The sequence below is a fragment of the Brenneria uluponensis genome (genome assembly GCF_032395385.1).
GTDB lineage: Bacteria > Pseudomonadota > Gammaproteobacteria > Enterobacterales > Enterobacteriaceae > Prodigiosinella > Prodigiosinella aquatilis.
Genome location: NZ_CP135917.1, coordinates 1,055,675 through 1,077,837, shown reverse-complemented (window position 1 = coordinate 1,077,837; position 22,163 = coordinate 1,055,675). Strand labels below are relative to the sequence as shown.

The following is a 22,163-nucleotide window of genomic DNA, read 5'->3' as shown; positions in this document are numbered from 1 at the left end:
CTGGAAGGATAGCTTTCAAACCACTAAACGGAAGTCTTCCCCACGAACGTGGGGGTGTTTCTCTAGTACTGGATATTGGCGGAAATATTCATATGGTCTTCCCCACTGTCAACGCCACGATCTTTGACCGTTATTTGCCATTTTCATGCCCGCTAGATGCTTTCTTTACTGATGCTGTCCGCTTTCCGCTATTTCATCGTCACTGATTGGCGTGGTGTTTTTGGCCAACACTCCAGCTTTGCGTTTCTCCTTTAACCGGTAGCTTTCTCCTTTGATATTCAGCGTGGTTGAGTGATGCAGCAGCCGATCCAGGATCGCCGTTGCCAACACGTTATCTCCGAACATCTCTCCCCAGTCTGCGAAGCCTTTATTTGACGTCAGGATGATGCTCGCTTTTTCATATCGACGGTTCAGTAGCCGGAAGAACAGGCCGGCTTCTTCTCTGGTCATTGGCAGATAGCCTATTTCATCCAGGATCAGCACCCGGACATAACTCAGTTGCTGTAACTGGCGCTCCAGCCGGTTTTCCAGTTTCGCTTTCATCAGCGTCGCGATCAGTCTGTCCAGTGGCATGAACAGTACCCGATGCCCTGCATCCGCCGCTTTCACGCCGAGAGCAACGGCCAGATGGGTTTTCCCGACACCTGGAGGACCCAGCAGGATCACATTCTCGCAGCGCTCCACGAACGCCAGACCGGCCAGCTCCCGGACAACCTTACGATCGATGCCCGGCTGGAAGGTGAAGTCGAACTGCTCCAGCGTTTTGACCCATGGCAGACGCGCCTGCTTCAGTCGGGACTCCATGCCGCGCTGATGTCTGCCGTTCCACTCCTGCTGCAGCGCCATGCACAGGAACTCCCGGTAGTTCAGCTCTTTTTTAGCCGCCTGCTCCAGCAGGCTTTCAACGTGATAGCTCAGGTGCTCCATTTTCAGGCGACTCAGCAGCGCTTCAAGTTCATGCATCACAGCAACTCCTCATAAGCACTCAGTGGGCGATGTTCTACCATGCTGACCTGCTGCCAGAGCGGGGCGTGGTGTTCCGGCACAGTCTGCCAGCCAGACGATGCTGAACAGAGTCGGTGTGACGCCACCTGTTGCTCATTGCTGTAGATCCGCAACTCATCATCCAGTGAGATCCGTATTGAGACCGGCTGTCCACACAAGGTTTCAGGAACACTGTAACGATTGCCGCCAACCTCGATATAACTGTCCCAGGACACATGGCGGATGTCGAAGTAGCTGGTATCGAAGTCTGTATCCGGCAACGGCTGCAGATGCTCCTGTTCCAGCGCGAAGCGCTGTTCCGGTGTTTCTTTGAACTGGCGAAGCTCCCGTTTATCAGCAACATCCGCCATCCACTGCTCCAGTTGCTGGTTAACATGAGCGAAGCTGTCGAACGTGCGGTACCGGACGAAGAAGTTCTCCTTGAGATACTTCACCATCCGCTCTACTTTTCCTTTGGTTCTGGCCCTGCGTGGGCGGCAGGCCCGTGGCAGGAAGTCATAGTGATCGGCCAGCAAGAGGAACCCGGAGTTGAACACCACTTTTCCGTTGTTATTTTTCAGCACCGCTGCCTTCTGGTTATCAACCAGCACAGTTTTCACACTGCCATCGAAGTAGCGGAAGGCGCGAACCAGCGACTCATAGGTGTGTTCAGCATCCTGCTTTGGCGCGGCGAAGACATGGAAGCGTCGGGAGAACCCCAGCGTATTAACCGCGAAGTTAACTTTACACCGTAGCCCGGCAACCTCCAGCTCGACTTCGCCCCAGTCGTGCTGGAGCTGATATCCCGGCTGGGTTTCGAAGCGAACCGTTCTTTTTGATGGGCGCATTTTACGTTTGGGCTGGATGTAGTAACGCAGCATGGAACGCCCGCCGGTATAGCCCATTGCCTTAATTTCCGCGAGGATGACCTCGCTATTCCAGACATTCTCGGCCAGGCGCATGTCGATGTAGTCCATAAACGGTTTCAGCTTAACCATTTTGTGGCGAGTCTTTCTGGCTGGCGGTTCAGGGTATTTGAGGTAGCGTCTGACAGTTCGTTCAGAGCAACCCACCTGAGTCGCAATATCGACAATGTACGCACCCTGCTGGCGCATTTGCTTTATCATGTAAAAGTCCTCTCTGCTCAGCATGTTGATGTCCTTTCTGGTGTGAGAACCTAAAGGAAACAACATGTTGGGTGGAGCGGACAATACTAATGGTGAATTACCGTCTTATATCACTGGCGCTAACACCACGAACGTGGGGGTGTTTCCACTTGCCGAGACTATTCCAGGATATCGCGGTGGTCTTCCCCACGAACGTGGGGGTGTTTCTCAGTCTGGAAGACCACAAAACAGGGACAGGAAGTCTTCCCCACGAACGTGGGGGTGTTTGTTTCCCACTGGGCCAGACGCCGCCCAGGTGCTTAACAGCATCCCTTTCAGGCTCAAGCCGATGAGTTAACCCTGCATATCGTTGGTGGATAAACACAAACAACCCGCCCGGCACGATAGCGCTTCGAGCCTGTTCACAACGCCGGGAACCCCAGATCAACACACAGCGAAACGTAACCCCGGTGTAACCCCAGCGTAAAAATCGATTCAGAAAATCGCGGTAACACATTGATTTTTATGGTGCCGATAATAGGAGTCGAACCTACGACCTTCGCATTACGAATGCGCTGCTCTACCAACTGAGCTATATCGGCGTCAAGAGGATCGTCCTGCGGCGAGTGCCAGACGATGAACTACGGGGTGACAAACTAGTGAAATCTGTCCGGCAAGTCAAGTATCTAGCGACTGTATGCCGGTTTTATAATCGGTCGGTTGACGATAAGGATTCCCTGATATCTGTTTCCATATAATAACCGGGAATCCTATAACCATCTGGTTTAAGCGCGGATAAGATCGTCGCCGTAACCAATCCATTTGTAGGTGGTCAATGCGTCAAGTCCCATCGGGCCACGGGCATGCAGTTTTTGCGTGCTGACAGCCACTTCCGCGCCTAATCCGAACTGCCCGCCATCGGTGAAGCGAGTACTGGCGTTTACATAGACCGCCGAGGAATCCACTTCCCTCACAAACTGTTCAGCACGACTCAGGGAACGGGTCAGTATCGCGTCAGAATGCTGCGTGCCATGCTCACGGATATGTTGCACTGCCTGCGTAATATCAGCCACCAGCTTCACGTTCAGGTCCAATGAGAGCCATTCGTCATCGTAGTCGGCCGCCTCTGCCGCCACGACTTGCGCCGGACCGCCGGTCAACAAAGAGAGTGACTGCGGGCAAGCGTGCAACGTTACGCCGGCTTTGTGCATGTCTGCACTGAGCACCGACAGAAACTCGGCGGCAATCCCCTGGTGCACCAGCAGTGTTTCCACCGTATTACAGGTGCTGGGACGCTGGGTTTTGGCGTTGGTTATGATATCCAGCGCTGGCTTAAATTCCATCGACTCATCCATGTAGATATGGCAGACGCCAATCCCACCGGTAATCACCGGAATGGTGGAGTTCTCACGGCATAGTTTGTGCAAACCCGCGCCGCCGCGCGGAATCAGCATATCGACATAGCGATCCAGTTTCAGTAACTGATTGACCAGTTCACGATCCGGACTTTCAATCGCCTGGATCGCGGCTGAGGGTAAACCACATTGGATCAGTGCTTGTTGGATCACTTTTACCGTCGCGGCATTGGTTCGATAGGTTTCTTTACCACCACGCAGAATCACCGCATTCCCGGTTTTCAGGCATAAGCTGGCTACATCCACCGTGACGTTCGGGCGCGCTTCATAAATCACGCCGACCACACCCAGCGGTACGCGCCGCCGTTCCAGTTTCAGGCCATTGTCCAGAATGCGACCGTCTATCACTTCACCCACAGGATCGTTCAGACGGCAAATCTGACGCACGTCATTGGCAACAGCCGTCAGACGTGCCGGCGTCAGTTGCAGACGATCCAACAGTGCTTCGCTCATGCCATTGTCTTTGGCCTGCGCCAGATCCTGTTCATTGGCAGCCAGGATAGTGGCACGCTCAGTTTCCAGTAAATCGGCGATGGCCAACAGCGCCTGATTCTTCTGCGAAGTACTCAACGAGGCTAATTGATACGAGGCTTGTCTTGCCGCTTTGCCCATTTGCTCAAGCATCGCGTACTCCTTAATTAATAATCATGTCATCCCGATGGACTGCCACCGGGCCATATTCGTAACCGAGGATTTCAGCAATCTGTTGGGAATGATGCCCGGCTATCATTCTTAACGCATCGCTGTTATAACGCGTCACCGCATGAGCCAGATCTCGCCCTGACAGGCTACGGATACGGATCACTTCTCCCCGGGAGAAATTGCCCATTACGTCGCGGATACCTTTGGGCAGTAAAGAACTGCCGCGATCCATAATCGCCGCCAGCGCACCATCGTCTACGGTAATTTCCCCGGCAGGCGGTGCACCGAAGATCCAGCGTTTGCGGCTTTCCAACGGGGCTTCCATTGCATGGAAGCGGGTTCCCACCGAGATATCGTCGATGACATCGCCAACCACGCCCGGCTTGCTGCCTGCGGCAATAATGACATCAATACCCGCGCGGCAGGCAACGTCCGCAGCCTGTAGTTTGGTGGACATACCACCAGTACCCAGCCCGGAGACACTGTCACCAGCAATACTGCGCAGCGCATCGTTGATGCCATTCACTTCGCGGATCAATTCAGCGTCGGGGTTGGTTCGCGGATCAGCGGTAAATAACCCGGCCTGATCGGTCAGCAGCAGCAGTTTATCGGCGTCAGCCAGTATTGCCGCCAGCGCCGAGAGATTATCATTATCGCCAACTTTGATTTCTGTCGTCGCCACTGCGTCGTTCTCATTGATTACCGGCACAATGTGGTTATCGAGCAGCGCACGCATGGTATCGCGGGCATTAAGAAAGCGTTCCCGATCTTCCAGATCGGCGCGAGTCAGCAGCATCTGGCCAATATGGATGCCATAAATGGAGAACAGCTGTTCCCATAACTGAATCAATCGGCTTTGCCCGACTGCCGCCAACAACTGTTTAGTGGCGATGGTAGCGGGCAATTCCGGATACCCCAAATGCTCACGTCCGGCGGCGATCGCCCCTGACGTGACAATGACAATGCGATGCCCTGCGGCATGTTGCTGCGCACATTGACGCACCAGCTCAACAATATGGGCACGATTGAGACGGCGCGATCCGCCGGTCAGTACGCTGGTGCCCAGTTTTACAACCAAAGTCTGGCTGCCACTCATCATATTTCTGCCGTTAGAATATAAAAAATTACCATGAAAAAACGTTGTAACAGGAGAGACGCGTTATGCCAACAGGCGCAACGCGAAAAACCCGCCAATAAGACGAGTCAACAGAAGTGAATCACGGTCGTTCTGTTAAGATATAAGGCGGCTCAAGTTTTTGTGCCAGGATTTCCAGGCGGTTATGAAAATCCTGCCGGGTAGTGTGAACTTTCTCATCTACCTCAGTATTTTTGAACTCTTTCTCACACCAGTTACCACTTTCATCAAATAAACCGAAGCGATACGAATAAATCAGCTTTTGTTCTTCTGCATCCAACTCAAGCCACCAGCCCCAGAATTCCCGCTTTTCTGGATCCGGATTTACATTCACACACACAGCAAGGCAATCAAAGAAAAAATGGAAGTCTTCACATTGGCTTTCACGCAAATACGGCCCTAATGAAGCAAATTTTTTTATCAGCCGGTTTCTTGAAAGTCCACTAGACAATGTCATTCAGCAATCTCCTTGGGTTGAACACTAGGCCGTGACCCACCATGGTATCAATAAGTGCCGCGTGCAGGACACTGCCTAATTTATTAACAGATATTAGAGATTTATCAACATATTAATCCAATTTATTCTGCAACCAGTGACTAATTTGCTGTAACGCCAGATGAAAATTCTGGTAAACCGGTGAAAAATCCAGCGACATAAGCTTTCCCTGCTGTGATGAATTCACAATCAGACTCGCTTCTTCTTTTGGGCAAATCAGATCGCCTTTCCAGTAACCAGCCAACATCGGTGTCGAACAGCGGTGTCCCAGCAATCCTTGCGTCTTGAGAGAATAGCGCCCCAATTCGGTTTTCAAGGCCATATCAGCAGAGAACGGCATACCCAGGCGACTGGCCAGCACGTCCATAAACATATCCGGCACCTGGTTCTGGCGTTCGGTATCGGACAATAAATGGTGTACCACCGGCCCCAGACAGGCAACTCCCCGCAACCGATTTGCTTCCAGATAAGCCAGCCGCACCGCGACATTGGCGCCGAAACGAAAGCCAAATGCCCCGACACGGGTGTGATCTATCCAGGGAACATCCGGCAGCGCGCTCAATACCTGTTGATGTAAAAAGCTCGAGTCTTGACTCAGCTTCCAGCGGGATGAAAACCCTACCGATGGCATGTCAACCGTCAGCATCGCCATCCCTGCGGGTGCCAGATAATCCTGAAACAGGCGATGATAATCATTCTGTAACATATCCAGACTGCCACATAACAATATGGTCGGAAACGGTGCCTTACCCCGTGTAGGCAGATGCAAAAAAGTGGTTAATGTTCCACCGCCAGCCACTGGAAAGTTCAGCGTTTTCAATTCGTAGGAAAGATGGTTCGCTGCCTCTTCATACGCCCGATTAGCCAGTGTCTGGGCCTGCTCCGCCAAATCATCCCCTTTCAGATATGGATAGGCAGCGATACTGTAAAGGTTGGCGGCGTTAAGCCAGCACTTCCCCGCATCCTTCCCCGACGCGCTCTCTACTGCTCGCTGCTGCCAATGCATTCCCTGTGCTGTCCACTCATAAATCCAGTTACCACTGCGGTATCCCACCACGGTATCCAACAAAAGCTCATTACTCCGTACTGCCTGACTGGCAGAAATACGCGACAGGACTTCTTCTATCTCCCACGGATGAACACCACGCCAAATCCACATCAGGCGATTAATCGTGCGATACCAGCTATGGTTATTTCGTCCTTCCAGCGTGGACTGCGTATCCGGCATCGTATCCGTATCAATATGGTGAGTGCGCCGAATCAGCGTGGACGTTTCCTGATGTTTAAAAGAGGGCTTGAACAACGTTTCAGACAGGTTGGCTTGAACCACAACAGCCTCCATGGGTGTAAGCAACATTAGCGCATACAGACGCATCAGAGAGTGTAACCAACACCGAAGGGAGAAGACAAACGGTGATATCAATAAAACAAAAACAGACGACAACGCCCGGCATTACCGGGCGTTTTTATCAACAACGCAGGAGGCTTAGTTGCCAGATAAAGGCGGCATAAAGACCACGCCCATATCCCATGGCTGCTCAATCCAGGTATCTTGCGGAATATCAACGACATAGTCGTCAACCAGCGGTTTACCGGCAGGTTTGGCAAAAATGGTCACGAAGTATGCTTTGGGGTACATATCACGAATGGCTTGCGCCGTACCGCCGGTGTCCACCAGGTCATCGACAATGATAAAACCTTCACCATCACCCTCTGCACGTTTCAGCACTTTCATTTCACGCTGGCTATCATGGTCATAGCTAGAGATGCAAACAGTATCAACGTAGCGAATGCTCATTTCACGGGCCAGCAAGGATCCCGGTACCAAACCACCACGGCTAACGGCAATAATGCCTTTCCATTGTTCGGCTGGCAGTAAACGCTGCGCCAGTTTACGGGCATGGATTTGTAGCATATCCCAGGTTACGACGTACTTTTCGCTCATAAAATATATCCCGGCCAACGGTTAATTGGCTCAATTCGAGTCTGAGGGGGGAAAAAGGTTGCGCGAGATTATAAATATCCTACCGTATAAAAACCAGTATTTATCCCTATTTCCTCATTTCCTTATCCCCGCCAGAATCTTCTCCTCGAATACAGACATTCTCCCTTGCGGCGGGAAAGTGATACTCTATCTCATTGAGCCTGATTATTCGGGCAACAAACCATCACTTTCATCCTGTAGCGCCTCTCGCACCAACCGCGAAGAGCAGCCTGCTGAAAAGGAGACGTTAAATAGTGTCTGAATTGTCTCAGCTTTCCCCACAGCCGCTGTGGGACATTTTCGCCAAGATTTGTTCTATTCCACACCCTTCCTATCATGAAGAGGCGCTTGCCGCGCATATTATATCGTGGGCACAGGAACGCGGAATTCATACCGAACGGGATCAGATCGGAAATATTCTGCTGCGTAAGGCGGCTACTGCCGGGATGGAAAAACGTAAACCTGTCGTTCTCCAGGCGCATCTGGATATGGTGCCACAGAAGAACAGCGACACCGTGCATAACTTTGCCACCGATCCTATCCAGCCGTATGTTGATGGCGAATGGGTTAAAGCCCGTGGTACCACACTCGGTGCCGATAATGGCATCGGTTTGGCCTCGACATTGGCAGTGCTGACGGATAGTAATGTGGCACACGGGCCGCTGGAAGTTTTGCTGACCATGACGGAAGAAGCCGGCATGGACGGTGCTTTTGGTCTGCAACCGAACTGGTTACAGGGGGAAATTCTGATTAATACCGACTCAGAAGAAGAGGGTGAAATCTATATGGGTTGCGCCGGCGGTATTGATTTTCTCACCCGCTTACCACTCCAGCGAGAAGCCGTTCCGGCTGGCTATCAAACCCTGAAACTGACGATTAAAGGGCTGAAAGGCGGCCATTCCGGCTGTGATATCCATCACGGATTAGGCAACGCCAACAAGCTGCTGGCCCGTTTTCTGTCTGCGCAGGCCAGTGCGCTGGATCTGCGACTTATCGACCTGAATGGCGGCACCCTGCGCAATGCGATACCCCGCGAAGGTTTCGCCGCTCTGGCCGTGTCGGCAACCAATGCAGAGGCCTTGAAAATAGCAGTACAGCATTATCTGGTCGTACTGAAAAATGAGCTGTCAGCGGTAGAAAAAAATCTCACCATCCTGCTGGAACCCGTTGAAAACACATCGCTGGCATTAACGGCTGAGAGTCGTGACCGTTTCATCGCATTGTTGAACGTGATGCCTAATGGCGTCATTCGCATGAGTGATGAAATCAAGGGCGTGGTTGAAACTTCATTGAACGTGGGCGTGGTGGGCATGACCGACACACATGCAGAAATGCGTTGTCTGATTCGCTCGCTGGTAGATAGCGGTAAAGATTACGTGGTGGACATGATGACATCACTGGGCCAGTTGGCTGGTGCTCAAACCGTAGCCAAAGGCAGTTACCCCGGCTGGAAACCTGACGCCCATTCACCAGTAATGCATCTGGTGCGCGAAACCTACCAGAAACAATTCAACCGACTGCCAAACATCATGGTGATCCATGCTGGTCTGGAGTGTGGTTTGTTCAAAAAGCCGTATCCGAATATGGATATGGTCTCCATCGGGCCGACGATTACCGGCCCCCATTCACCAGATGAACAAGTACACATTGCCAGCGTAGGCCAGTACTGGACATTGTTAACCGAACTGCTGAAAGCCATTCCTGAGAAGCAGTAACCCATGATGTTTTAGTACGTTCAGGCAACATTGCCTGAACGTACCGTCGACACCGCGGAAACGCCAACCGCAGCGTCGAGCGTCCAGACATTGATTTGATCCTGTTTCCATCCCGTTTACCCGCTTATTCCCAGTCAAATACCAATTGTCGTTCGAGTTGCGGATCCATCAACGTCACGTGTAATCCCACCAACCGAACCCCGCGTGCTTCCCGCCGTTGTTCCCACGTTTGTCGTGCCAGTTTTACCAGATCCTGTTTATTCAATACCGGCCATACATGTTCCTGGGTGGTCTGACAGAAATCATTAAATTTAAGCTTCACACCTTGCCGAGCGATATGCAGATCCGGTTTTACCCGACTTAAACGCCCCTCCAGCTCCTGATAAAGTGTTTCAATCAGCGTTTCACAATCACCCCAGTCATAAATATCTTCCGCCAGCGTTTTTTCTACCCCAACAGATTTACGTAAACGATCGGGGGAAACCTGGCGTTCATCAATACCGTGGCACCGTTCCCATAGTATGTGGCCAAACTTGCCAAACGCCTTCAGTAGCTCAGGCAAGGCATAACGACGCACATCCGCACAGGTATGTAACCCCCGCTCTTCAAGCCGTCTGGCGGTCACTTTCCCTACACCGGGAATTTTCTCCAACGGCAATGCCAGCAGAAATGTCTCTACCCGATCTGGAACGATCACAAACTGGCCATTGGGTTTATTCTGCTCCGAAGCGACTTTCGCCAAAAACTTAATCGGTGCCACACCTGCCGATGCCGTGAGCTGTAATTCGTCATAAATTATCTGTCGGATCTCCTGCGCCATCAGGGTGGCAGATCCGTTGCAGTATGGGCTATAGGTTACATCCAGGTAGGCTTCATCCAGAGACAAAGGTTCGATCAATGAGGTATAGCGGGAAAAAATCTGCCGAATCTGCCGGGAGGTGGATTTGTACACCTCCATCCGACCAGGCAACAACACCAGATGCGGACAAAGTCGTAATGCGGTAGCCGTCGCCATCGCGCTGTGAACACCATAGCGGCGAGCCGGATAATTGGCGGTACAGATGACACCGCGCCGATCGGCACGGCCACCAATCGCCAGGGGAATGTCGCGTAAGCGCGGGTTATCGCGCATTTCTATCGCGGCATAAAAGCAATCCATATCCACATGAATGATTTTGCGCATACAGGCCTCTACAATGACGCTGTATAAAAATACAGTATCATTGTAGTGTTAGCAAGCGGACAACCGCTTAACCCGCACCGCTTCCCACGCGCGATTACTTCTTCATATAAGGCTTGAATGCTTCCGAATAACGCTCTTCAAAACCAGTGTCCGTTTTCACAATCATAAACACCGGGATATTCAACCGATTGGCAACTTCCAAACCGAGGTCCGGGCCAAAGACATCCAAGCCGGTAGCCAATCCGTCAGCCGTCATACAACGATTGGCCAATACCGTAATAGAGACCAGCCGGTGAGTGATAGGTCGCCCGGTATTAGGGTCAATAGTATGAGAATAACGAACACCATTAGCTTCGAAGTAATTTCGATAATCACCCGAAGTAGCAACTGCCATCTCTCCCGGTTCGATAATTTCCTGCACGCTTTGTCCGGATCCATAGTGAGGTTTTTCAATCGCAATATGCCAAGGCTTATTCTCGCCGTTATTACCCCGGGTGCGGACTTCACCGCCGATCTCTACCATATAATTATCAATATGCAGTGATTGTAGGTATTCAGCCACCACATCTACACCATATCCTTTGGCAATGGAGGACAGGTCAACGTACAACCCCGGAATATGCTTGATTAACGCATTACCATTAACACCCAGCTTATTCAGCCCGACCAGGGCACGCCGTTGTTCTAATTCGGCCTCACTCGGCACCTTATCTGGTCGGCCTTCCGGCCCGAAGCCCCACAGGTTGACCAATGGCCCCACGGTAATATCCAGTCCACCGCCGATCTGATGATTAATCCGAATCGCTTCCCGTACTACCTCTGCCGTGGCAGGAGACACCGGAAAAGGCTGGTTAACGGCCCGGCTCTGATTAAAACGACTGAGTTCGGACTGGGGAAGATAAGTTGACATCTGGTTATTAACCGTCTTCAGACGACTATCAATTTCAGCCTTAATAGTTTCAGGAGATGGCTGATCATCCTTACTGATATATTTGACGGAGTAAGATGTCCCCATCGTTTTGCCTTCCAGATTTTCCTGCTGAAGGCCGCCACACCCGGTTAATATCCAGACAATGGCTGCTAATCCCAGCCAGTTTTTGAGCGTTATTCGCACTTTTACCGTACTCCCCTCACTATCTGCTTCTTGCTCTGCACAGTGCTGTAAAATTAATCGCGACATCATACCAGCAGATTTGCTTCGACAAGGAATAAATCCCTTCTTGTCTATTTCTAAATTAGCGGCCTTTTTTATCACTATTTCCCTCTTGAATAAAATGAAAGCAATGATAATGTGATTGCGCTATAGACAAGGGAATACGGAACCATTAATAGGTACCGTATGTAATACTGCTACAATAATCAGGATTTACAATGTTAAAGATCGCGCTGTCATTTGCGATATTGTTTTTTTTGCCATCTATTGCCGTCACCAGCACAGCCAGTGAAGCCATACCGGTAACAAAAGAATTAAAACAACAGTTGCTAGGCTCCCCGGTTTATATCCAGATTTTTAAAGAAGAAAGAGTGTTAGAACTTTACGCTAAAGAGGGTAATGAATATCACTTGATACAAAGCTACCCAATTTGTAAATATTCTGGTGGACTTGGTCCGAAACGGATCGAAGGTGACTTAAAAAGCCCGGAAGGTTTTTATCAAATAGATTTGCATCAGCTAAATCCTGACAGCCATTACTATCGCGCCATTAATGTCGGTTTCCCTAACGAATACGATCGCGCACAAGGATATTCCGGCCGTTACCTGATGATCCACGGTGAGTGTGTTTCCATTGGCTGTTATGCCATGACCAACAAATATATCGATGAGATTTACACTTATGTCGAGCAGGCATTGCGTAATGGTCAGGAAAAAGTCGATTTGAACATTTATCCATTTCGGATGACGGAACAGAACATGCGACGTCATCGCGACTCGGCTTACATCAGTTTTTGGCGTCAATTGCAGCCGGGTTACGCCTATTTCAATCAGCATCATCAACCACCGGCTGTCACGGTATTCAACGGACACTATGTCATTAACCAACCGATTCAAGCCAGCCAGCCAGTGTCAAATTATGCGTTCACCAAAACGAAATAAGACAAACTCACCTGGCATGATTTGATGCCAGGTTTCGTTACCGGTAAGTGGCTGGGTCGCCAGTACGGTAACGACATCATTGGGTGACGTTTGCTGCTGGAAGTCAATTTCCACATCGTCATCCAGCAATGTCGCTTTACCAAAAGGCGCTCGGCGGGTAATCCAGTACAGACGAGTGGAACAGTATCCCATCACAAAATGCCCGTCCGACAACAGCATATTGAACACACCCTTTTCTCGTAGTTGCCCCGACAGACGGGCAATATAGCGAAATACCGCCGACCAGTTACCGGGAGTTCGCGGATAACGCTGCGACAATTGATGCAACAACCAGCAAAAGGCGTATTCGCTGTCCGTTTGCCCTATCGGACGAAATTGACCGGCTTTCAGACTACGGTACCCCTTCAACTGCCCGTTATGGGCGAATGTCCAGTTCCGCCCCCACAGCTCACGAGTAAACGGATGGGTATTTTCCAGCGCCACATTACCTCGGTTGGCTTGCCGAATATGGGAAACCACCGCACAGGATTTGATGGGATAGTTCTGCACCAGTTGTGCGATGGGTGAAGTAAAGCTGGGCAAAGGGTCCTTAAAGGTGCGACAACCGTTCCCTTCATAGAACGTAATTCCCCATCCATCACGGTGCGGTCCCGTCCGACCACCCCGCTGCATCAGACCGGTGAAGCTGAAACAGATATCAGTTGGGACATTGGCGCTCATCCCAAGCAACTCACACATGTTTGATTCCTTACCTCATCCACGCAATAGCCAACAATCAGTTCCCAACCATTTCCTTTTCGATCAGTTGAATCAGAATATGGATAGCCTTGATATGAATCTCCTGAATGCGATCTGCATAGCTCAAATGCGGCACACGAATTTCCACATCGGCAGTACCGGCCATTTTGCCGCCATCTTTCCCCGTCAGGGTAATAACTTTCATACGTTTGGCACGGGCGGCACTGATTGCCTTGATAATATTACCGGAGTTACCGGAAGTGGAGATCCCCAGCAAAACATCGCCTTCACGACCTAATGATTCGATATAACGGGAAAATACAAAATCATAACCAAAATCATTACTTACACAGGAAATATGACTGGGATCAGAAATGGCAATGGCCGGATAGCCTGGACGGTTTTCACGATAGCGCCCCGTCAGCTCTTCCGCAAAGTGCATGGCATCGCAATGCGATCCCCCATTCCCACAGGAAAATACCTTCCCACCGGCTTTAAAAGCATCAGCCAATAAGATAGCCGCATTTTGAATCGCCTGGATGTTGGCGTCATCATTCAAAAACGTATCCAGCGTTTCCGCTGCTTCTTTCAGCTCATTACGGATTAAGTCCTGATACATGGAATCCTCTCATTCAGTGACATCATGATCGTCCGTCAAGCAGTGTAGCGGATCCCCTAAACAGCGAGAAGCAGACAATTGCCAATTGCTGGCATTCCACATCAGGTGTGGAACGCCGGTAAGTTGTTTGTGAGTCACATTGTAATTGCGATGTAAACAGATTGATAAAAATAACAAAATAAACTAAAACCAAAAGGAGACTAGGGCAGGTCAGACCTCTTGATCTTCTGATCAACGACACCATCTGGAGACGCCGCTATGATCGCCGTCAGTATTCTACTTCTACTTATTCTTATCAGCGTGCTGTTTTACCACCGGTTAGCACTATGGCTGGGCTGCACACTGATATTAGCCTATTTTGCCAGCATGGCAGCGCTGAACATATGGTCTGTCTGGTCTCTGATCCCAGTGGTGATTCTGATGTTACCGTTCACGCTGCCTCCACTGCGTCGAAAACTGTTTTCAGCTCCCACGCTGCGCTGGTTTAAACAGGCCATGCCCCCCATGTCGAAAACCGAAAAAGAAGCCATTGATGCCGGAACAACCTGGTGGGAAGGCGATCTGTTTCAAGGCTCACCTGACTGGAAAAAACTGCATGCTTACCCACGTCCTGAGCTCACACCGGAAGAACAGGCATTCCTGAATGGCCCGGTAGAAGAAGCTTGCCGTATGGCCAATGACTTTGAAATTACTCATGAACGGGCCGATCTGCCGCCAGAATTGTGGGCATATCTAAAACAGCACCGTTTCTTCGCCATGATCATCAAAAAAAAGTATGGCGGACTGGAGTTTTCCGCTTATGCACAAGCCCAGGTGCTGCAAAAGCTGTCCGGTATTTCCGGTATCCTGGCTATCATTGTCGGGGTACCTAACTCACTAGGTCCAGGAGAACTACTACAGCATTACGGTACCGATAAGCAGCAGGATTATTACCTGCCCCGTCTGGCACGTGGCGAGGAGATCCCCTGTTTTGCCCTTACCAGCCCGGAAGCGGGTTCCGACGCCAGTGCTATCCCGGATGTCGGCGTGGTCTGTTATGGTCAATGGCAAGGCGAACAGATTCTGGGCATGCGCCTAACCTGGAACAAGCGCTATATCACGTTGGCACCAGTAGCCTCGGTATTGGGTCTGGCGTTTAAACTGTACGACCCGGATCATTTGCTGGGGGATGTGGATGACGTAGGGATTACCTGTGCCCTGATTCCCACCAACACGCCAGGAGTAAATATTGGCCGTCGTCATTTTCCGATGAACATTCCGTTCCAGAATGGCCCGACCCAGGGCGACAATGTTTTTGTACCGCTGGATTACATCATCGGCGGCCCACCGATGGCGGGTCAAGGCTGGCGTATGTTAATGGAGTGTCTGTCTGTCGGGCGCGGTATCACATTGCCTTCCAACGCAACCGGTACGCTGAAGACCGTTGCACTGGCGGTAGGCGCTTATGCCCATATCCGGCGCCAGTTCAAAGTGCCAATCGGTAAGATGGAAGGAATTGAAGAGCCGCTGGCGCGCATCGCCGGTAATGCCTATATGTTAGATGCCGCCGCCACGTTGATCACCAGCGGCATTATGCAGGGTGCCAAACCCGCCGTGCTATCCGCGATTGTGAAATATCATTGTACCCACCGTGCTCAGCGTTCAGTGATAGACGCGATGGACATCACCGGAGGTAAAGGCATCTGTCTGGGTCCATCCAACTTTGTGGCCCGCCATTATCAAGGGTCACCGATTGCCATTACGGTAGAGGGCGCCAACATCCTGACCCGCAGTATGATCATCTTTGGTCAAGGCGCCATCCGCTGCCATCCTTTTGTGTTGCAAGAGATGACGGCGGCACAGGATAACGACCTGAAGAACTTCGATCGGGCGCTGTTTGGTCATCTCGGTCATGTGGGCAGCAATAAAATCCGCAGTCTGTGGCTGGGCCTGACCGATGGACGTGCCAGTCGCGCCCCCGTCAACGATGTCACTCGCCGCTACTACCAGAAACTGAACCGGCTCAGTGCCAATATGGCGCTGCTGGCGGACGTTTCCATGGCCGTATTGGGTGGTAGTCTGAAACGTCGCGAACGCATATCAGCACGATTGGGCGATATTCTCAGCCAGCTTTATCTGGCTTCGGCCACACTGAAACGCTATGACGAAGAGGGGCGCCAGCCCGCTGACCTTCCACTGGTGCACTGGGGGGTACAGGATTGCCTTCATCAGGCGGAACACGCCATGAACGAGCTGCTGCGTAACTTTCCAAATCGCCTGGTGGCGGGTGTGTTGCGGGTGTTGATTTTCCCGCTCGGCCATACCTGCCCGGCACCGTCAGATCGTCTGGATCATCAGTTGGCCAAAATCCTGCAAACACCGTCAGCAACACGCTCCCGTCTGGGACGGGGCCAGTACCTGACGCCCAGCGAGCACAATCCGGCCGGGCAGCTGGAATCAGCATTGCAGGATATTCTGGCCGCAGAGCCAATTCATCAGCGCCTGTCCCAGGCGGCAGGCCATAGTCTGCCCTTTATGCGGCTGGATAAGCTGGCAGAACAAGGGCTGGTTGAAGGTACACTCTCAGAGGAAGAAGCCGAGATTCTCAACCGTGCGGAAATCAGCCGTCTGCGTTCCATCAACGTCGATGATTTTGCTCCGGACGCGCTGGCCAGCCAGAAACCGGCATCAACCCGGCATGATCCGTCCAGAGCAGAAATGGCCTGAATCGACACATGATCAGAATAACCGTTGTATTCTGATGCGTTTATCACCGTCGCCAGTGAGGGAGCAATCCCTCTTTGCCTTGCTTCACCTGCGATGAATGGTATTTCCATTTTTCATCCACAGAAAAAGCGCTAAGATAGCGCTATTCTGGTTTTTTATGACGATACTCTTATGGCCTATATCCCCAAGAATTATACAAAGCTGGAAAGCGGCTACCGTGAAAAAGCGCTGAAGCTGTTCCCGTGGGTATGCGGGCGCTGCTCACGTGAGTTTGTTTACTCCAATCTGCGTGAATTAACCGTGCACCATATCGATCACGATCACAGCAATAACCCGGAAGATGGCAGTAACTGGGAGTTACTCTGTCTGTATTGCCACGATAATGAACATTCCAAATATACTGATGCGCACCTGTATGGTTCGACGGTTATTGCTGGTGATGATCCTCAGAAAGACATTGGCGTCGCTACCCATAACCCGTTCGCCGATCTGAAAGCCATGCTGGATAAAGGCAAGAAATAGATGACGACTCGCTCTGGCGCGCCCGCGCCAGTCTCGCCGAATCAGACTGACTGCATTCGCCTTTCTGTCCGATCCAGTGACAAGCTGCCGCCCATTCAATAAGCTGCTGATTAACGTTCATAACGGATCTTGTGTCGCTGGGTTTGCCAATGCCTTATCCGCAGATCCCTGGTCTGTTTAGCGTCTTTGGTTATGGCTTGGTTGATCATGGAATCTAGCCATTTAAACGTCCAAACGTCTTGATTGCCAAATGCCGGCATCGTGCTATAGTGACAACGATAACAAACTTGAGTGACAAGCATCCGGTTTGCAGGAGTCCTTTTCAGCCATGAGCGCCGCATTAATTCCCGAAAGTAAACTACCCTCCCTTGGCACGACGATTTTTACCCAGATGAGCGCCCTGGCGCAGCAACATCAGGCGATTAACCTGTCACAGGGATTCCCGGATTTTGATGGTCCGGATTACCTGAAACAGCGTCTGGCCCACCATGTCAGTCAGGGAGCCAATCAGTACGCGCCAATGACCGGTGTTGCCCCATTACGCCAGGCCATTGCGGAAAAAACCGCCGCACTGTATGGCTGGCAGCCGGATGCCGACCACGAAGTCACGGTGACGGCAGGCGCGACAGAAGCGCTGTTTGCGGCTATTAGTGCGCTGGTACGTCCGGGTGGCTTTGATCCCAGCTACGACAGTTATGCGCCAGCCGTAACACTGGCTGGCGGCGTGCTAAAACGTCTGGCTTTGCAGCCCCCCACGTTCAAGGTGGACTGGACGCAGTTTACACAGTTGTTAAGTGATCGTACCCGAATGGTCATCCTCAATACGCCGCATAATCCCTCCGCCACGGTGTGGCAGCGGGATGATTTCCAGCAACTGTGGCAGGCCATTGCCGCACGGGAAATCTACGTATTGAGTGATGAAGTCTATGAACACATCTGTTTTGCCCGCGAAGGACACGCCAGCGTACTGGCACACCCACAGCTGCGTCAGCGGGCGATTGCGGTTTCCTCATTCGGTAAAACCTTTCACATGACAGGCTGGAAAGTCGGTTATTGTGTCGCGCCTGCGGCGCTGAGCGCCGAAGTGCGCAAAGTTCACCAGTACCTGACGTTCTCCGTCAATACGCCGGCACAGTTGGCGATTGCCGACATGCTGCAACAACAACCTCAGCACTGGCGCAGTCTGTCGGATTTCTACCGTGATCGTCGCGACCATTTTATCAACGCGCTTGCGGCTAGTCGTTTTGACGTTTTGCCTTGTGAAGGCACCTATTTCCTGCTGGCAGACTATCGCGCTATTTCCTATCAGGACGATGTCAGCTTCTGCCGTTGGCTAACCGAGCATGTTGGCGTAGCCGCCATTCCACTGTCGGTATTCTGTGCCGAATCGTTCCCTCACACGTTGATTAGGCTATGCTTTGCTAAACAGGAAATGACATTGGATATTGCCGCGGAGCGCTTATGTCAACTTTAAAAATTACACTATTACAACAGCCCCTGGCCTGGATGGACGGTGCCGCCAACCTGCACCATTTTGACACGCTGCTAGGAGAGATTACCGGACGCGATCTGATCATTCTCCCGGAGATGTTTACCACCGGTTTCGCGATGGAAGCGGCGGAAAGCAGTCTGGAACAGACAGCGGTAGAAAGCTGGCTACTACAGTGGGCACAACACAATAACGCCATGATCGGCGGCAGTGTGGCGGTGAATACGATAAAGGGTGCGGTGAACCGTTTTTTGCTGGCTGACCCGAATGGCAAGGTCTATCAGTACGATAAACGCCATCTGTTCCGTATGGCGAACGAAGATCAGTATTATCATGCCGGTCGGGATCGGGAAATTATTGAATGGCGCGGCTGGCGCATCATGCCGCTGATTTGCTATGACCTGCGCTTTCCGGTTTGGTCGCGCAACCATCAGGATTATGATCTGGCGCTGTATGTGGCCAACTGGCCAGCGCCACGCGCATCCCATTGGAAAACGCTGCTGGCAGCGCGGGCAATTGAGAATCAGGCTTATATTGCTGGTTGTAATCGTGTCGGCAGCGATGAAAATGGTCACAATTATCAGGGCGATAGTCTGGTCATCGATGCATTAGGCAATATACTGGCTTCCGCACCGGAAAATCAGCCCGCCCGTATTGACGCCGAACTGTCGCTGGAGGCACTTCAAAGCTACCGCGAAGCCTTCCCAGCCTGGCGCGATGCCGACAAGTTCAGTCTGTGAATACACCAGAGCGCATCGTAAAAATAGCGATGAAAAGCGCGCTTTTCATCGCATCAACCACAATATTCATTTATCGATAACTGAGTACCGTTTGCAGCAGCGCCTGTAGCGCCAGCGCCACATCCTCCATCATGACGGATTCATCTGGATGATGGCTGATCCCACCCCGACAGCGCACAAACAGCATCCCCACCGGCCAACGTTCGGCAATCGCAATGGCATCATGCCCGGCGCCACTCGGCAACAGCAGAGTCGTACCCTGCACTTGCTCCACCGCCGCAGATAAACGCCGTTGTAATTGTGCGTCACAACCTGTGGCCGCGATGCGGTAATACTCGTCTGAGGTAAAATCACAGCCGCGCAGATGGGCGATATCATGGGCCAGTATCAACAACCGCTGTAACAGCGCATCCAGCGCGTTATCTTCCGGGCCACGAATATCCAGTGTCAGCCGCACTTCACCAGGGATCACATTGGCCGCTCCCGGCAGACATTGCAGCGTACCAAAGGTCGCCACCAGATAAGGATCACTGGCTTTGGTGATCTGCTCAGCCTCTGCCATCCAGACGGCGGCGGCGGCCAGAGCGTCCTGACGCTGTGACATCGGCACCGTTCCCGCATGCCCTGCTTGTCCGATAAACGTACAGTTTAACCGTCGGGCACCATTAATCGCGGTCACGACGCCCAATGCCAGCCCGGCCTGTTCCAGACATGGGCCCTGTTCAATATGCAACTCCAGATAGGCAATGATGTCTCTCGCCGGACGCGCCGCCTGCGCGATAGCGTCAGCATCCAACCCCGATGACTGTAGTGCCTGCGCCACCGTAATACCTTCCGCGTCCGCACGCGACAGCCAGCCATCCGGCCAGGTTCCGGTCAACCCCCGACTGCCGAGCAGTGTGATACCGAAACGGGTACCTTCTTCATCACCAAACCCGACAATTTCCAGCGCCACCGGCAACCGGATCTCGCGTTGGTGCAAATAGCGCACGGTTTCAATGGCCGTCAACACACCGAGCATACCGTCGTAGCGTCCAGCATTGCGCACCGTATCCAGATGTGATCCCAGCAACAATGCAGGGGCATCGGGCACGACGCCTTCATAACGGCCGCAGATATTGCCTACGCTGTCCTGCCAGACCCGCATACCTGCATCACGCATCCACTCGCCCACTTGCTGATTAGCGCGCAGATGCTCCGGCGACAGGTAGACCCGGGTCAGTTGCCCGGCGGTTTCGCTGATTTCCGCCAGCGAATCACAGCGGGACATCACCTGCTGCACGGCAACCTGAGCGTCGGTAACCGTCATCAGTACCGCACTCATGCGCGGTCCTCGTGGCTGGCGTAGACATCCCAGGCGGCCTGCAATGCCGCGCCCTGAACCGTGCTGAAACCCAGCCGGTTCAATACCGCTTCCAGCGCGGTCAACGTCTGCATCACACAATCCTTGCGGGCGTTGTAACCCATAGTACCGATGCGCCAAATCTTACCCTGTAACGGCCCAAATGACGTGCCGATCTCAATGGCGAAATCCTCTAGCAGCAGCTTGCGTACCTGCTCACCATGAATGCCAGCGGGGATCACCACGCCGAGTACGTTACTCATTTTGTGGCGAATATCGCCATAAGGTGCCAACCCCATGCCCTGAATACCCGCCAGCAGCGCATTACCCTGTAATTCATGGCGATCGATACACGCCTGCAAGCCCTCTTCCAGAATAACGCGGGCGCATTCACGGGCCGCGAACAGCATGCTGGTGGCTTCAGTATGATGATTGAGACGCTCCGGCCCCCAATAATCCATGATCATGCCGAGGTCAAAATAGTTGGAATAGATCATCTCATCGTCACCATCCTGATGCGATGCGGTACGGATCCCCTGTTCGACGCATTTACGCTGGCGGATCACTGCTTCCATCCGCGAACTAAGGGTGACAGGCGCACTGCCGGACGGTCCGCCCAGACACTTCTGCAATCCGGCGGAAACGGCATCCAATCCCCAGGCGTCGGTTTCCAGCGGGTTACCGCCGAACGACGCCGTGGCATCGGTATAGAACAGAACATTGTGGCGACGGCAGATCGCACCCAATTCCATCAGCGGTTGCAGCATCGTCGTGGAGGTATCACCCTGAACCGTCAGCAGCAGGCGTGGTTTCACCCGTTTAATCGCATCTTCAATCTGATCCGGCGTAAACACGTCACCCCACGCCGCCTCAATGGTATGCACCTCGGCGCGGCAACGACGAGCAATCTCACACAGCAGATGACCAAATCGGCCAAAGACCGGTACCAGCACCCGGTCACCCGGTCGGATGGCTGAAATCAGAACCGCTTCAATCCCCGAACGAGAAGTCCCGTCCACCAGCATGGTCCAACGGTTTTCGGTACGGAACAGTTGGCGATACAGCACCATGACCTGATTCATGTATTCCGTCATCGCCGGATCGTACTGCCCCACCAACTGACTGGCCATCGCCCGCAACACACGCGGATCGGCATTGATTGGCCCCGGCCCCATCAGCAAACGGTGTGGCGGATTGATCTGCGCAAACAGGTCATTACTCATTGTGATTAACTCCTGATGTCGTTTAATTCA

The 22,163-nt window shown here is 52.2% G+C and carries 20 protein-coding genes, 1 tRNA gene and 1 CRISPR repeat array (1 of these 22 cut by a window edge); of the genes, 7 read left to right on the top strand and 14 right to left on the bottom strand.

Going from position 1 to position 22,163, the window contains the following annotated elements:
- Positions 1-62: a CRISPR direct-repeat array (repeat unit 29 nt; unit sequence GTCTTCCCCACGAACGTGGGGGTGTTTCT); it reaches 2,530 nt to the left of the window's first position.
- 103 nt (positions 63-165) lie between these two features.
- Both istB and istA read right to left on the bottom strand, forming a co-directional pair.
- On the bottom strand, positions 166-963 hold the full coding sequence (istB, locus tag RS889_RS04960; RefSeq protein ID WP_315709571.1) for an IS21-like element helper ATPase IstB: 798 nt from the start codon (positions 961-963) through the stop codon (positions 166-168).
- A complete protein-coding gene (istA, locus tag RS889_RS04955; protein ID WP_315707433.1) occupies positions 963-2,135 on the bottom strand; it encodes an IS21 family transposase in 1,173 nt (390 codons plus the stop codon). The genes istB and istA overlap by 1 nt, the downstream gene beginning before the upstream one ends.
- A 40-nt stretch (positions 2,136-2,175) precedes the next feature.
- On the opposite strand from istA, the gene RS889_RS04950 reads away from it, so the two are divergent.
- The gene (locus tag RS889_RS04950; protein ID WP_315709570.1) at positions 2,176-2,448 is read left to right on the top strand and encodes a hypothetical protein; all 273 of its coding nucleotides are present in this window, start codon (positions 2,176-2,178) and stop codon (positions 2,446-2,448) included.
- A 168-nt stretch (positions 2,449-2,616) separates the two neighbouring features.
- On the opposite strand, the gene RS889_RS04945 is transcribed toward RS889_RS04950, so the two are convergent.
- The 6 genes from RS889_RS04945 to gpt form a co-directional block, all read right to left on the bottom strand.
- Positions 2,617-2,692 (bottom strand) — tRNA-Thr (locus RS889_RS04945).
- Positions 2,693-2,875: 183 nt separating this feature from the next.
- Positions 2,876-4,129, bottom strand: a complete 1,254-nt coding sequence (gene proA / locus RS889_RS04940) for a glutamate-5-semialdehyde dehydrogenase (RefSeq protein ID WP_315709569.1) — start codon at positions 4,127-4,129, stop codon at positions 2,876-2,878.
- A gap of 10 nt (positions 4,130-4,139) precedes the next feature.
- Positions 4,140-5,243 (bottom strand): glutamate 5-kinase, encoded by a 1,104-nt coding sequence (proB, locus tag RS889_RS04935; RefSeq protein WP_037382626.1) that lies wholly within the window; start codon positions 5,241-5,243, stop codon positions 4,140-4,142.
- A gap of 121 nt (positions 5,244-5,364) precedes the next feature.
- Positions 5,365-5,739, bottom strand: a complete 375-nt coding sequence (crl, locus tag RS889_RS04930; protein ID WP_021017455.1) for a sigma factor-binding protein Crl — start codon at positions 5,737-5,739, stop codon at positions 5,365-5,367.
- A 112-nt stretch (positions 5,740-5,851) separates the two neighbouring features.
- The gene (gene frsA, locus RS889_RS04925) at positions 5,852-7,108 is read right to left on the bottom strand and encodes an esterase FrsA (protein ID WP_037382517.1); all 1,257 of its coding nucleotides are present in this window, start codon (positions 7,106-7,108) and stop codon (positions 5,852-5,854) included.
- Between the two features lie 156 nt (positions 7,109-7,264).
- Positions 7,265-7,723 (bottom strand): xanthine phosphoribosyltransferase, encoded by a 459-nt coding sequence (gene gpt / locus RS889_RS04920; protein ID WP_315709567.1) that lies wholly within the window; start codon positions 7,721-7,723, stop codon positions 7,265-7,267.
- A 293-nt stretch (positions 7,724-8,016) separates the two neighbouring features.
- Between gpt and pepD the strand changes: the two genes are divergently transcribed.
- The gene (pepD, locus tag RS889_RS04915) at positions 8,017-9,477 is read left to right on the top strand and encodes a beta-Ala-His dipeptidase (protein ID WP_315709566.1); all 1,461 of its coding nucleotides are present in this window, start codon (positions 8,017-8,019) and stop codon (positions 9,475-9,477) included.
- A gap of 124 nt (positions 9,478-9,601) precedes the next feature.
- Here pepD and dinB read toward each other — a convergent pair whose 3' ends face one another.
- Positions 9,602-10,660 (bottom strand): DNA polymerase IV, encoded by a 1,059-nt coding sequence (dinB, locus tag RS889_RS04910; protein WP_315709565.1) that lies wholly within the window; start codon positions 10,658-10,660, stop codon positions 9,602-9,604.
- A 94-nt stretch (positions 10,661-10,754) separates the two neighbouring features.
- On the bottom strand, positions 10,755-11,774 hold the full coding sequence (locus RS889_RS04905) for an FAD:protein FMN transferase (protein WP_315710922.1): 1,020 nt from the start codon (positions 11,772-11,774) through the stop codon (positions 10,755-10,757).
- 257 nt (positions 11,775-12,031) lie between these two features.
- On the opposite strand from RS889_RS04905, the gene dpaA reads away from it, so the two are divergent.
- Positions 12,032-12,754, top strand: coding sequence for a peptidoglycan meso-diaminopimelic acid protein amidase (gene dpaA / locus RS889_RS04900; protein ID WP_021017461.1), 723 nt, complete (start codon positions 12,032-12,034; stop codon positions 12,752-12,754).
- On the opposite strand, the gene RS889_RS04895 is transcribed toward dpaA, so the two are convergent.
- Positions 12,725-13,492, bottom strand: coding sequence for a class II glutamine amidotransferase (locus tag RS889_RS04895; RefSeq protein ID WP_315709563.1), 768 nt, complete (start codon positions 13,490-13,492; stop codon positions 12,725-12,727). The two genes, dpaA and RS889_RS04895, sit on opposite strands and share 30 nt — an antisense overlap.
- A gap of 37 nt (positions 13,493-13,529) precedes the next feature.
- Complete coding sequence (gene lpcA / locus RS889_RS04890) at positions 13,530-14,111, bottom strand: D-sedoheptulose 7-phosphate isomerase (RefSeq protein WP_021017463.1); 582 nt, start codon at positions 14,109-14,111, stop codon at positions 13,530-13,532.
- A gap of 258 nt (positions 14,112-14,369) precedes the next feature.
- Here lpcA and fadE point away from each other — a divergent pair, with 258 nt between their 5' ends.
- The 4 genes from fadE (at position 14,370) to RS889_RS04870 (ending at position 19,568) form a co-directional block, all read left to right on the top strand.
- A complete protein-coding gene (gene fadE / locus RS889_RS04885; RefSeq protein ID WP_315709562.1) occupies positions 14,370-16,817 on the top strand; it encodes an acyl-CoA dehydrogenase FadE in 2,448 nt (815 codons plus the stop codon).
- 171 nt (positions 16,818-16,988) lie between these two features.
- On the top strand, positions 16,989-17,339 hold the full coding sequence (yajD, locus tag RS889_RS04880; RefSeq protein ID WP_021017465.1) for an HNH nuclease YajD: 351 nt from the start codon (positions 16,989-16,991) through the stop codon (positions 17,337-17,339).
- A gap of 328 nt (positions 17,340-17,667) precedes the next feature.
- Complete coding sequence (locus RS889_RS04875) at positions 17,668-18,813, top strand: pyridoxal phosphate-dependent aminotransferase (RefSeq protein WP_315709561.1); 1,146 nt, start codon at positions 17,668-17,670, stop codon at positions 18,811-18,813.
- Positions 18,801-19,568, top strand: coding sequence for an amidohydrolase (locus tag RS889_RS04870; protein ID WP_315709560.1), 768 nt, complete (start codon positions 18,801-18,803; stop codon positions 19,566-19,568). Before RS889_RS04875 ends, RS889_RS04870 begins: the two co-directional genes overlap by 13 nt.
- A gap of 70 nt (positions 19,569-19,638) precedes the next feature.
- Here RS889_RS04870 and hpxK read toward each other — a convergent pair whose 3' ends face one another.
- Positions 19,639-20,892: an allantoate amidohydrolase gene (hpxK, locus tag RS889_RS04865; protein WP_315709559.1), complete on the bottom strand. Its 1,254-nt coding sequence runs from the start codon at positions 20,890-20,892 to the stop codon at positions 19,639-19,641.
- Positions 20,889-22,133 (bottom strand): pyridoxal-phosphate-dependent aminotransferase family protein, encoded by a 1,245-nt coding sequence (locus tag RS889_RS04860; RefSeq protein ID WP_315709558.1) that lies wholly within the window; start codon positions 22,131-22,133, stop codon positions 20,889-20,891. Before RS889_RS04860 ends, hpxK begins: the two co-directional genes overlap by 4 nt.
- Positions 22,134-22,163: the final 30 nt, after the last annotated feature.